Source organism: Rhodococcus sp. I2R, from assembly GCF_020889545.1.
Taxonomy (GTDB): Bacteria; Actinomycetota; Actinomycetes; order Mycobacteriales; family Mycobacteriaceae; genus Rhodococcoides.
The window spans coordinates 25,533-38,033 of sequence record NZ_JAHUTG010000001.1; the positions used below are offsets into that span (position 1 = coordinate 25,533).

Sequence of the window (12,501 nt, forward strand, 5' to 3'; positions counted from 1 at the left end):
CCGGTTCCTGGCATCGATTAAAATTCCTCGCGCTCTCGGTAGCCCTGCAGTGTCCGCCGTGGAGCCTATCGCTCTCCACCGACGCGCTTCGCATCACCGCGAGAGTCGAGAGCGCCGCGGACAACGACACGCCGACAGGTCCGCAATAGGGGTGCAACGAGCGTGCGGAGCTCCCGTCGGGAATGCTGGAAGCATCATGAGTGAAACCGCAGGTGCACCGCGCAGCGCCGAACCGTTGTCGCTGAGACAACCGTTTCGGCTGGTCTGGCGTGTGAGTCTGCGCACAGCGAGCAAGGCGTGGAGCGACTCGATCTTCAGCAAGGCAGCTACCGCCGCGTTTTGGCAAACCCTTTCGCTGCCACCGCTGCTGCTGGGCGTGCTCGGCAGCCTCGGATTCGTCGCGGGATGGTTCGGACCCAACACGATCGAGATCATCGAATCCAAAATCGTCACCTTCAGCAGCACCGTGTTCAGCGAAAGCGTTGTCGACGGAATCATCGAACCGACAGTCCAGGACATCCTGCAACAGGGCAGAGGCGGAGTGGTCTCGGCCGGGTTCGTGCTCTCGTTGTGGGCGGGATCATCGGCCATCTCGACCTTCGTGGATTCGATCGTCGATGCACACGGGCAGCAGGACGCGCGCCATCCGGTCTGGCAACGCATCTTTGCGTTGTTGCTCTACGTCTGCTTCCTGATCGTCGCGGTGTTCGTGCTCCCCCTCGTCGCCCTGGGCCCGACGTACATGCAGAGATTGCTGCCCGGATCTTGGTTCGAAGTCGGTAGCGAACTGATCGACGTGCTCTACTACCCGGCGGTGGGTGTGCTACTCATCGCGGGACTGACCACGCTCTACAAGGTCGCCCTGCACACCACACTGCCCTGGCATCGACTGCTCGGCGGAGCTTTGGTGGCCGGTGTGTTCTTCATGATCACGAGCGCCGCGCTGCGGTTCTACCTGACCTGGATCACCGGCACCGGATACACCTACGGAGCCTTGGCGACGCCGATTGCGTTCTTGCTCTTCACGTTCTTCCTCGGCTTCGCCGTGGTCCTCGGTGCCGAGTTCAACGCCACGGTGCAGGAGTTCTTCCCGGCGCGCGCAACACGCATCGCCCAGATGAAGGAGTGGCTCGCCGCACAGGCGCAATCCCAGGACTCAGGCCCGGTCGGCCCGGTCGGCGCCGTGGCATGGCGACTTGCGACCGGACCCATCCGGCTGGCCGGGGATGGCATCCGCACCCAACGTGCGCAGAACAACCCCGATCCCGAACGCCCAGTCGAAGAGACCGCCGAGGATGCCGACGCCGCAAGACCGGCGACGACATCAGGCGATCATTCGCCCTTCTTCAAGCCCTCGTAGACCTTCTTGCAGTCGGGGCACACCGGCGAACCGGGCTTGGCCGACTTGGTCACTGGAAAGACCTCTCCGCACAGTGCGACGACGTGCGTCCCCATGACCGCGCTCTCGGCGATCTTGTTCTTCTTGACGTAGTGGAAGAACTTTGGCCTGTCGTCATCGGTGGTTTCGTCGGGGGCGATCTCGGGACGGTCCTTGGTCTGTGTGCTCATGCTTCGATTATTCCGCACGTTGGGCCGGTGAGACGAACAACGCCCTCGAGTGCATTCCGACGCAGGTAGTGACAAAGTGGTTGTCATGACGCGAATATCCGAGACTTCGGGCTCGACCGAGATCGGTTCTGCTCGTCACCCCGCACTCATCACCGAAGCACAGAGCTCAATCGAGGAACAGCATCGCGCGAGGGTGCGCAAGTACATGTTCATCATGTCCTTCCGCATTCCGGCGCTCGTGCTGGCAGCCATCTCCTACAGCATGTGGGCGAACCCCTGGATCGCCATGGCGATCGTCGGGGCATCGATTCCTTTGCCGTGGATGGCTGTCCTCATCGCCAACGATCGCCCACCACGTTCCGCCGACGAAGTCAGCCGCTTCGACGGACGTGTCGGGCAGCGTAAGGCAGTCGAGTCACGCGATCATCGAGTGATCGACGCGAGCGAGGACTGACGCTCTCCACTCCCGAATGGTGCCCCCTCGGGAGCTGAAAGACTGTCCGAGTGACTGCAACTCTGCTCTCGGCCTGCCCGCTGCTGCGTGCGGCATTCCTCCGGTGCCACTATGACGCCGACTCGCTACTCGAGGCGCTCGGAGACGCGGCCCACGCCGCTCTCGGCCGCGGCGAACCGGCGCCGGTCCGTATGGCCGCCCGCGATCTCGGTGAGCTTGGAACGCTGGTTCGCCTGTTCCTGCTCGTGGACGACGTCGACGAGCGCGACGCGGCCGCCGCGCTCGCGCCGCTGTCGATCGACGACGCCGTGGATGCCACGATCGTCACCCGGAGCGGCCCCGACGTCGTTCGCACGTTGGTGGACGTCCGGCCGCTCGATACCGGCACGGGCACACGTTGGGTCGTTTCCGACTTGGACGGAAGCATGCGGCCCGCCCCCACCGCACCCGACCATGTTCTCGGCGTAGGTCAGGCGTCGTTGTCGTTGCTCCGAGGTACCCCCACGACACCTGCGCAACATGTACTCGATGTCGGGACCGGTTGCGGTGTACAGGCGGTGCACGCAGCCGGCTACGCACGATCGGTGACGGGCACCGATATCAGCCCACGATCGATGTTGCTCGCCGCCGCGACTGCAGCGCTGAACGAAATGACCCTCGAACTGCTGCAGGGCTCGTGGTTCGAACCCGTGGCGGGCCGTCGATTCGACCGCATCGTCGCCAACCCCCCGTTCGTGGTCGGTCTCGGCACTGTCGACCACAGTTACCGAGACTCCGGCTTGGACCTGGACGGTGCCAGCAAGCTGATGGTCGAGCAGACCCCTGCCCACCTCGAACCGGGGGGTATTGCCGTGATCCTCGCTTCGTGGGTGCACGTGGAGGGTGAGGACTGGCGCTCCCGTGTCGCCTCCTGGCTCCCCGACCACGGCGTCGACGCGTGGATTCTTCAGCGTGATGTGGCCGACCCGGCGCTGTACGTGGGGACGTGGTTGCGCGACGGCGGGGTCGATCCCCGGGACGAAGCAGGCTCGACGCGCGCTCAGATGTGGCTCGAGCACTTCGCTGCGGCCGAGGTCACCGGGATCGGGTTCGGTTTCGTCTATCTCAGAAAAACGGATCTACCGAGCGATGTCCTCGCCGAGGACCTGCGACATGCCTTCGACGATCCGCTGGGTGACGAGGCCGTCGACTACTTCGACCGATTGACCTTCTCCCGCGAGCACGACTACGCAGTAACGGTGTTCGAACTCGATCCGGCCACCGCACTCGAGCGGGTGTATCTGCCGGGCGACGAGGGATGGTCGCTCGAGGTCACCCGGGTGCACCGCGGCAACGGACCGAATTGGCAGCACGAGATCGACGATCTGGGTGCAGCGCTGCTCGCGGGCATGAATCCGGGTGGACTGTCTCTGTGTGAACTCGTCGAACTGCTGGCCGCTGCGCACGGCATCGACGAAACCGCATTGTTGGACGCGTCGAGCACTCTGGTGGCGGGGCTTCATCGACATGGATTGGTGCGTCCGAGACGGGCCGGCGGCCCGGTTCCCGCCGCTGAGACGTTCTCAGCAACTTCTCAGGACCGCTGAGGGATAGACCCAGGTCAGACGGGGTAGTACACGGTGGAGCGTGGGAACTTTTCTAACTCGCCCGGACGTTGATCCCTATGAGACACCACCGATCAGGAGGCAAGTCATGACCAGCCCCAGCACCACTACCCGCCCGCGCCCCAGCGATGCTGATCTCGACGCCCAGAGCCCGGCCGCAGACCTCGTTCGCGTCTACCTCAACGGTATCGGTCGCACCGCCCTGCTGACCGCTGACGAAGAGGTCGACCTCGCCAAGCGAATCGAAGCTGGGTTGTATGCGAAGAACGTGCTGGAGAACGGCAAGCGCCTCACGGCGGCGAAGAAGCGCAACCTGGCCATCATCGTGCGCGACGGAAGTGCAGCCCGTAGCCACCTGTTGGAGGCCAACCTGCGTCTGGTCGTCTCTCTCGCCAAGCGGTACACCGGTCGCGGAATGCCGCTGCTGGACCTCATCCAGGAGGGCAATCTGGGTCTGATTCGCGCCATGGAGAAGTTCGACTACGCGAAGGGCTTCAAGTTCTCGACGTACGCAACCTGGTGGATCCGACAGGCCATCACCCGCGGCATGGCCGATCAGAGCCGAACCATTCGGCTTCCCGTCCACCTGGTAGAGCAGGTGAACAAACTCGCACGCATCAAGCGCGAGTTGCATCAGCAGCTCGGACGCGAGGCCACCGACGAGGAATTGTCAAACGAGTCCGGTATCCCCGCGGAGAAGATCGCGGATCTCCTCGACCACAGTCGCGACCCGGTGAGCTTGGACATGCCGGTCGGCAGCGACGAGGAAGCCCCTCTCGGAGACTTCATCGAGGATGCCGAGGCGACTTCCGCCGAGAACGCGGTCATCGCCGGACTGCTGCACAGTGACGTGCGCACTGTCCTCGGAACATTGGACGAGCGCGAACAGCAGGTCATCCGGCTCCGGTACGGCTTGGACGACGGCCAGCCCCGAACTCTCGACCAGATCGGAAAGCTGTTCGGTCTCTCACGCGAGCGCGTGCGTCAGATCGAACGCGAGGTGATGGTCAAGCTTCGCCAGGGCGATCGGGCCGAGAAGCTGCGTTCTTACGCCAGCTGATCCCCAGAACAGGTGAGACAGTAGTGAACAATTCCTGCGGTCTCACCCCCACGCGGCGGCCGACCCGGTTTTCCTCCCCCCTCTGGGAATCCGGGTTCGGGCGCTGCGTGCATTTGTAGAAGTCGCGTTTATCGGTCCGACCCTTTGGGATGTGGGTCGACATGTCGGCGCGCCGGAACGTCATCGAACCGTGATTTCCGGTTTGGTAATACGGCCGCGGTGCACGTCGATAAATCCGAGACAGAGCGATAGCAGTAGTCGACGACCGTGGAGGCCGCGCCAACCCAGGCGATGACACGAAATAGTCCACCGTCCCGACTCGGCTCACGACGAGAAGGGAAAAGGCTTTGCGCAACCTCGGACTTCGAATTGCAACCATCGCGGCAATGTTCGCAGCTGTGTTCGTGGGAGGTGGACTCGCACAGGCCGCCCCTGCCCCCGTACCTGTCTATCAGATCCCGGCGACGGCCTTCGCCGTCAGCGGGCTCGTCGTTCCCAGCCCTGTCTTTGCGACAGTAACCGCGCGGTCACTGGCTCCGGCGACGACAGAATTCGCCGCTCCAGCCAGGCCCGAGGTGTGTTCGACGACGGCCGGACGTGCTCTCGTCAAGATCTCCTACCTCAACTTCAACACGGGTGCCACTGGATCTGTCACTGTCAAGCCATGTGAGCACTTCATCGACCCGACGCCGACCAGCGTGGTTGCGCCCACCGGATCGGGCCGAATCGTGTTGACAACGCAGGTAATCGGATCGCCGTTCGCGCCGGCTGCCGGACAGCCGTCGATCCCGGGCATTGGAACCTTCCACGCGCCGTAGCGATCTGATGGCTCCTCTACTCGTTTTAAAGCAGGAGCTATAGACGTCCTCCCGCTCAACGCAGCGCAGTCGCTGTACGACGAGTTCGCCGAGCTGCACTACGCGCCACGGCGATCCGTGGGCGCGGTCCTCACGTCGGCGGCACGGCGATGTCCACCGGATGTGCCACGATGGCGAGCACCGCAGCCCGCAGGTCGTCACGGGGCCCCCGCGCGCCGAGCTCCTGAAGGCTCACGTCGGCAGCCATCGCGACCGCGAGGGTCGCGATGGGTGCGGCCGGCGACCAGCCGATCACCTCGAGATCCGCGCGCACGAGAGCGGCGAACATCGCATTGCGCTCGGCAACCTGCTCGCCCAAATCGGTTTCCGATCGTGCCTGCGCGAGAAACGCTTTCGTTCCAGGCGTAGCCAGGCAGGCATCGAGGAAGGCAACGAACCCGGTGCGTAGCCGTTCGATCCCCGGGGTCAGCCCGTCGATCGCCGACGTCATCAGGGATTCCAGCTGGTCGTGGTATCTGCGATGAAGCTCGACGATGTAGCTATGCCGATCCGGAAAATGCTGGTAAAAGCTACCTTTGGCCATCCCGGCGGTGGTGGTCACGGCGCTGATCGACAGTGCACCGACACCCTTCCCCTCCGCAAGCGACATTCCCGCATCGAGCAGCGCTCGACGTCCGGGTCCAGCGGGACGCGCCACAGAGACCACCTTCCCTCGTCCGGGTCGTGAGTGTACCGTTCCCGTTAATGACCGACCGGTCAGTCAATCGAGGAGGGGTCATGGGAATCCGATTCGTGCACGCACTCGCCACCGCCGTCGCGGCTGCCACCGTCGCAGCCGTCATGGCAGCAACGGCCGCGCCGGCCATCGCACAGCAGGCACCGGAACCGGCGGACTACCCCTTCAGCTACCTGGCCGGGATCCGGGCACAGGCCGCTGACCCGGGCAGCGCTCCGCCGGGCACCAATGACCCCACCTGCCGGTCGGAGCGAAACCCCGTCGTCCTTCTGCATGGGTTCGTCTCGAATTCCACACTGACCTGGCAGGCACTGGCCCCACTGCTCCGCGATCGCGGTTACTGCGTGTTCACCTTCGACTACGGCAGGGCGGATTTCTCCAGCACACTCGGTGGCATCACGCCCGTCGAGCCGAGCGCCACCGAGTTCGCCCGGTTCGTCGACGAGGTCCTCGCCGACAGCGGCGCCGACGCGATCGACCTGATCGGGCACTCCGAGGGAGGGACGATGCCGTTCCACTTCCTGACCCGGCTCGGCGGTGCCGACAAGGTCGACCGATACATCGGCATCGCGCCCCTGTACCGGGGGACGTCCCAGTGGGGGCTCGCCGGTCTGATCGGCGAGCTGTATTCCTCGCCGGCCGGGCAGGTGCTGACGGACGTGTGCGGTGCGTGCCGCGACATGGTGTCCGGCTCGGCATTCCTCGCCGAGCTCGACCCGCACGGCGATGCGGCGCCCGGCGTGCAGTTCACCAACATCATGACGCGCTACGACCAGAACGCCACCCCGTACACGACCGGAATGCTCGAAGGACGAAACGTGAGCAACGTCGTCGTCCAGGACCTGTGCAGCCAGGACTACTCGGACCACTATCAGCTCACCTACTCGCCGACGACGGCACACATCGTGCTCGGTGCTCTCGACGCGAATTACACGGCGACGCCGACGTGCTCACCGTCGCTGCCCGTCCTGGGGGTTCCCGGGTCGTGACGACGCCAAATATTCTTGGGGTTCTGAGCGAATAGGCGCGGCACCCCCTAGAACGCGGCGGCTATCGGCGCGTCTGAGACGTCAGCTATTCGGAAACCACCTCGACCGAGGGGCCTGGTCGTCTGGGCCGAACGTTGGTGGCGAAAAATTGGTAGCCGTCGCGTTCGTTTGAAGTGGAACCAGCATCCCGATGGAGTTTCTGCCGAAACGATTACACCCCATCCTTCTTCGGCATTCCACCGGTCGACTTTCCCCTCAGTCACAAGCACCCTTCCCTACCTACGATTGTTGATCGAGTCGAATGGCTGAGCATGCTTGCCGAGAATCACCGAGCCGATTCGTACTACTGGTGGTCCGCGTTCGAAGTTGGTGGGCGATTCGCTTTCTTGGATATTTGCTCTGCGGTCTTGGTCCAGACGAACGGTTGTTGAACCAAAACGGTACCGCCCAACAACTTCAGGCGCGCCGCCCTAGCGCAGCCGGCGCGGCCCAAGATCGTTGCGAGTCGGCTCGGGTCCCAGTCTTACCCGGGCGTCGGTGATCTCTGCGGCGCTTGCCGACGCCAGCACCGGTTCGCACGCCAACTCTCTGATCTCCGGAATGTCGTCTGCCATGGCAGACACGCGCTGAACCAGATCCACCAGTGCTTTCTTGTTGACAGGCACCGCGTTTTGGTAACCGGACAGCAGCGGCGCAGCCTTCGGCGCGTCGATGAGCTCGACCGATTCGTCCTCGGTCAGCGGGAGCACGCGGTATGCGCGGTCGCCGAGCAGGTCCGAGATGACGCCGGCCAACCCGAACGACACGAGCGAGCCGAACGAGGGATCGTCCTGCACGCGCACGACACATCCAATTCCCTTGTGTGCCATCTTCTGTACGTGCAGCAGAGGTTCGCCCGACTCCGCTGCCAGGGCTCGATAGGCGAAGCGCACCGCATCGGCACCGGCGAGATCGAGCCGAACACCCCCGAGGTCCGGGCGATGTCGCCACTGCTCGCCCGTCGCTTTGAGAGCGACCGGATAGCGCAGCTCTTCCGCAGCGGCGACTGCCTCGTCCTCGTCGGTGACAGTCTTGAACTCCACGACGTCGATCCCGTAGCAGGACAGCAACTCGGCGGCCTCGAAATCGGAGAGCCATCGGTCGGTGTCGTTCGACGCCCACTGACGTACCAACGCTGTGGCGCGCTCGGAATCTATGCCGTTGGGGCGTACCGGTTGCGATACCGGTCGGCTCCGCCAGGCCGAGTAACGCCAGGCCTTGGCGAGTGCGGATACTGCTCGTTCGGGACTGGAATACGACGGCACCGACCCCCGTACCGGTTGTCCCTGTTCTCCGCGCACAGCCAAGGCGTCAGGGATGCCTTCGGTGGCGAGAAACGTGGTGAGAACTGGCTTGTCTGCGCCGTGCACTGCCTCACCGAGTGCAGCGGCGAACGGTTCGACGGTCACCGCCACCGGCGGGACGAACACGACGATCACAGAATCGACGTCGTCGGCCTCGAGCGCGCCCGATACCGCCGCCGCGAACTCGGTGGGGCCGGCTTGGGGGCCGACATCGATCGGTGCCCCAGCGTGCAGACCTTCCGCCCGCGCAGCGTCCACTGCCAGCACGCCGAGGGCGGTGGAGTTGCCGACCACCGCAACCCGCGGCCCCGTAGGCAGCGGTTGGTAGCCGAAGAGAATCGCACAGTCGAAGAGCTGGGCGATCGTGTCGACTTGGATCACCCCTGCCTGCTCGAACAGCGCACGCACGATGGAATCGTCGATATCCGGTCCGGTGGCGAGCGCCGGAGGTACCGCACCTCGGCCGCTCTTGACCGCCACGATCGGTTTGGTGCGCGCCACTCGCCGGGCGATACGGGTGAACTTGCGCGGGTTGCCGAAGCTTTCGAGGTACAGGAGAACCACCTCGGTGGCCGGGTCCGAGTCCCAGTACTGCAGTAGATCGTTGCCGGAGACGTCCGCGCGGTTTCCGGCCGAAACGAAGGTCGAGAGCCCGAGGCTGCGCTTGGCCGCTTGATCGAGGATGGCGATGCCCAGAGCGCCGGACTGACAGAAGAACCCGACGTGCCCTGGCATCGGCAGGTGCGGTGCAAGAGTGGCGTTCAGCGCGAATGCGGGGTCGGTGTTGGCCACTCCCAGCGCGTTGGGGCCGACGAGCCGCATGCCGTGCGCACGGGCGGCGTGGACGAGCCTTCGCTCCTTCTCCTGGCCCTCGGCGCCGGTCTCCGCGAAGCCGCCCGACACCACCACCAGCGCCTTGACACCCTTGTCCAAGCAGTCGTCGAGCACACCATCGATCGAGTCGGCCGGTACCGCGGCGATCGCCAGATCGACCGGGTCCGGTATGTCACTGACGGTGCGATAGGCGCGAACCCCGCGAACTGACCGGTTGTCGGCGTTGACCGGATACACCGGTCCGGTGAAACCTGCCGCGAGCAGGTTCGCCAGGACTGCGTTGCCGACCTTGGAGCTGTCGGTGGACGCGCCGATGACCGCGACGGACGACGGGCTGAGCACATTGCGCACGCTGCGCGCTTCGGCCGCACGTTCCCGCGAATTGCGCACCGACAGCAGGGCTTCGCTGGGGTCGATGGCGAAATCCAGTCGTAGAACTCCACCTTCGAAGGTCCGCGAGACCTGGTACCCGGCCTCACGGAAGACCGAGACCATGTTGCGGTTCTCAGCGAGCACCTCTGCGACGAACATCGACACTCCGTTTTCCGCTGCGGCACCAGCGAGGTGCTCGAGCAGAATCGGCCCCAGGCCGCGACCCTGGTGGTTGTCGGCGACGACGAAGGCGACCTCGGCGGAGTTGCCGTCGCCCTCGGGAAGTCGCTCGTAGCGCCCGACGGCGATGATGTCGTCGCCCAGGATGGCCACCAACGCGACCCGCGAATGGTGATCCACGGTGGTGAAGTTGAGCACGTCGCGCTCGGGCATCCTCGGGTATGGGCCGAAGTAGCGCATATAACGAGTGCGTTCGGACAGTTTGCTGTGAAAGGTGATCAGCGCCTCCGCGTCGGACGGCACGATCGGTCGGAGATGAACCGCACCTCCGTCGGAAGCGAGTACGTCGGCGACCCAGTGCTTCGGAAACGACGTCTCGGCCGCGATCCGTTCGCGTTCCTTGGGGGTGGGTTCAGTCACGTGGATCCTCCGGATCGAGGCCGAGCAGGGGAAAGACTGCGCGTCTTGTCGCGATGATGGCGGAATCGACCCGTTCCAGTGCACGGTCCGCGGGCTCACCGGAACCATCCACCGCGCCGCCGGGCCCGTCCCAGACGGGGAAGTCGACGTCTCCCCCGTCACCCATGACCTGTGGCAGGTCGACGCTCGGCGCCATCGCCCGTACTCGATCCCGCCACTCGTCCGGTATCGGGGCGAGTGCATCGACCCCGCGTCCGAGTGCGGCGCCGATCAGATGAGTCCAGGCACGCGGAACGACGCGTATGAGTCCGTATCCACCACCCCCGACCGCCAACCACCGACCCTCGGAGTGCGCGTCGGCCAGATCGCGCATGGCCAGGAACGCCGCGTTCTGCCCGTCCACCGTCAGCGAAAGGTCCGCCAGTGGATCCTCTCGATGACTGTCCACTCCGCATTGACTGACGATGATCTGGGGCCGGAAAGCTGCGATTGCGCCAGGAACAATGGCGTGGAATGCGCGCAACCACAACCGATCTCCCGTCCCTGGCAGAAGCGGCACATTGATGGACGTCCCTTCCGCGGCACCCCTGCCGATCTCGCTGGACCAACCGGTATTGGGCCACAACGTGGCTGGGTGCTGGTGCAGGGAGACAGTCAGCACCCGCGGATCGTGTAGGAAGGCGTGTTGCACTCCATCTCCGTGATGGGCGTCGACATCGATGTATGCGATGCGATCGAAGCCGTTGTCGAGCAGCCACGAGATAGCCACCGCAGCATCGTTGTAGACACAGAATCCCGACGCCCAGTCCGGCATGGCGTGATGCATACCGCCGCCGATGCTCACCGCGCGGCGGGCTCGGCCCGAGGCTATCTCTCGCGCCGCGGTCAGTGACCCGCCGGTCAACATTGCGCTGGCCTCGTGCATGTGACGGAAGACCGGGTTGTCCTCGGATCCCAGGCCGTGCTCGACCTGATCGGGATGCAGTATCGACAGTCCTTTGTCCGGAGCCCGCTTCACCGCCTCGATGTAGGCGGGGGTGTGAATGCGCAGCAACTCCTGGTCCGACGCCGACGTCGGCGCAACGAGCTCGATGCCCTCGAGGACACCGAGCTGGCGTGCCAGCGACATCGTCAGGTCGAGGCGGGTCGGATTCATCGGATGGTCGTCACTCCACCGATAGGTGAGATAATCGGCACTCCACACGACGATGTCGTCGATTGCTCCCCCCGCTCCGAGTGGGGATTGCATCGCCTGGTCTGCCATGAGAACCAACGCTACTTGCCGCGCCGGGACTGTGCGAGCACCCGTCGGTGTTGCATCGGGTTACCGTCGAGTAAAAGGCGACGGCACGCCAGCCTGGCGGGCTGCGGCGCCAATATGCGCCGATCAGCGGTAGAATCGGCGACGACGAAGGGGTTGAGTGTGAAGGATCTGGTCGACACCACGGAGATGTATCTCCGGACGATCTACGATTTGGAAGAAGAGGGCGTCGTACCACTGCGAGCACGGATCGCCGAGCGCCTCGAGCAGAGTGGTCCCACCGTCAGCCAAACCGTTGCAAGAATGGAACGCGACGGCTTGCTGTCTGTTGCAGGTGACCGGCATCTGGAGTTGACCGAAAAGGGTCGCAGTCTCGCCGTGTCCGTGATGCGCAAGCATCGCCTCGCCGAGCGGCTGCTCGTCGACATCATCGGGCTCAGATGGGAAGACGTGCACGCCGAGGCGTGTCGTTGGGAGCACGTGATGAGCGAGGAGGTCGAACGGCGTCTGGTCGCGGTGCTGAACAATCCGACGACTTCGCCCTACGGCAACCCCATACCCGGCCTGGAAGAACTGGGCCTCGTTCGCCCCGCGGCGACAGCCGAGGTTCTGGTGCGTTTGACCGATCTGCCGCACGGGGAGTCGACCGCAGTGGTCGTGCGCAGACTCGCCGAGCACGTGCAGTCCGATCCGGATGTCATCTCGCAGTTGCGCGATGCAGGCGTCGTTCCCGACGCACGCGTCACCGTCGAGGCCAAGCCCGGCACCGTGACCATCACGGTCCCCGGCCACGGCGGAATCGACATCGCGGAAGAAATGGCCCACGCCGTTCAGGTCAAGCGGGTCTAGTTCAGGAGACGA

Annotated in this window: 11 protein-coding genes; 7 read left to right on the forward strand and 4 right to left on the reverse strand. The window is 64.6% G+C overall.

The window, feature by feature from the left end; translation table 11 throughout:
• Positions 1-196 precede the first annotated feature (196 nt).
• On the forward strand, positions 197-1,360 hold the full coding sequence (locus tag KVY23_RS00140; RefSeq protein WP_206510742.1) for a YihY/virulence factor BrkB family protein: 1,164 nt from the start codon (positions 197-199) through the stop codon (positions 1,358-1,360).
• Here KVY23_RS00140 and KVY23_RS00145 read toward each other — a convergent pair.
• Positions 1,333-1,569 carry a DUF3039 domain-containing protein gene (locus KVY23_RS00145; protein WP_075840037.1) on the reverse strand — a complete coding sequence of 79 codons (237 nt, stop codon included), beginning with the start codon at positions 1,567-1,569 and terminating at the stop codon, positions 1,333-1,335. The two genes, KVY23_RS00140 and KVY23_RS00145, sit on opposite strands and share 28 nt — an antisense overlap.
• Before the next feature lie 85 nt (positions 1,570-1,654).
• Between KVY23_RS00145 and KVY23_RS00150 the strand changes: the two genes are divergently transcribed.
• From KVY23_RS00150 to KVY23_RS00165, 4 genes are all read left to right on the forward strand, one after another.
• Positions 1,655-2,023 carry a DUF3099 domain-containing protein gene (locus KVY23_RS00150; RefSeq protein WP_075840201.1) on the forward strand — a complete coding sequence of 123 codons (369 nt, stop codon included), beginning with the start codon at positions 1,655-1,657 and terminating at the stop codon, positions 2,021-2,023.
• Between the two features lie 50 nt (positions 2,024-2,073).
• Positions 2,074-3,609: a methyltransferase gene (locus KVY23_RS00155; RefSeq protein WP_230554766.1), complete on the forward strand. Its 1,536-nt coding sequence runs from the start codon at positions 2,074-2,076 to the stop codon at positions 3,607-3,609.
• Positions 3,610-3,715: 106 nt separating this feature from the next.
• Positions 3,716-4,687, forward strand: coding sequence for a sigma-70 family RNA polymerase sigma factor (locus KVY23_RS00160; protein WP_075840039.1), 972 nt, complete (start codon positions 3,716-3,718; stop codon positions 4,685-4,687).
• 386 nt (positions 4,688-5,073) lie between these two features.
• Entirely contained in the window at positions 5,074-5,505 is a 432-nt protein-coding gene (locus KVY23_RS00165; protein WP_075840202.1) for a hypothetical protein, read from the forward strand.
• 130 nt (positions 5,506-5,635) lie between these two features.
• On the opposite strand, the gene KVY23_RS00170 is transcribed toward KVY23_RS00165, so the two are convergent.
• Positions 5,636-6,202, reverse strand: coding sequence for a TetR/AcrR family transcriptional regulator (locus tag KVY23_RS00170; RefSeq protein ID WP_230554768.1), 567 nt, complete (start codon positions 6,200-6,202; stop codon positions 5,636-5,638).
• Positions 6,203-6,282: 80 nt separating this feature from the next.
• On the opposite strand from KVY23_RS00170, the gene KVY23_RS00175 reads away from it, so the two are divergent.
• Complete coding sequence (locus KVY23_RS00175; RefSeq protein ID WP_230554769.1) at positions 6,283-7,230, forward strand: triacylglycerol lipase; 948 nt, start codon at positions 6,283-6,285, stop codon at positions 7,228-7,230.
• Between the two features lie 470 nt (positions 7,231-7,700).
• Here KVY23_RS00175 and KVY23_RS00180 read toward each other — a convergent pair whose 3' ends face one another.
• Positions 7,701-10,379, reverse strand: a complete 2,679-nt coding sequence (locus KVY23_RS00180; RefSeq protein WP_230554771.1) for a bifunctional GNAT family N-acetyltransferase/acetate--CoA ligase family protein — start codon at positions 10,377-10,379, stop codon at positions 7,701-7,703.
• Positions 10,372-11,643, reverse strand: a complete 1,272-nt coding sequence (locus KVY23_RS00185) for an acetoin utilization protein AcuC (RefSeq protein ID WP_230554772.1) — start codon at positions 11,641-11,643, stop codon at positions 10,372-10,374. The genes KVY23_RS00180 and KVY23_RS00185 overlap by 8 nt, the downstream gene beginning before the upstream one ends.
• Before the next feature lie 159 nt (positions 11,644-11,802).
• Here KVY23_RS00185 and KVY23_RS00190 point away from each other — a divergent pair, with 159 nt between their 5' ends.
• Positions 11,803-12,489: a metal-dependent transcriptional regulator gene (locus tag KVY23_RS00190; protein ID WP_075840043.1), complete on the forward strand. Its 687-nt coding sequence runs from the start codon at positions 11,803-11,805 to the stop codon at positions 12,487-12,489.
• The last annotated feature ends 12 nt before the right edge of the window (positions 12,490-12,501 follow it).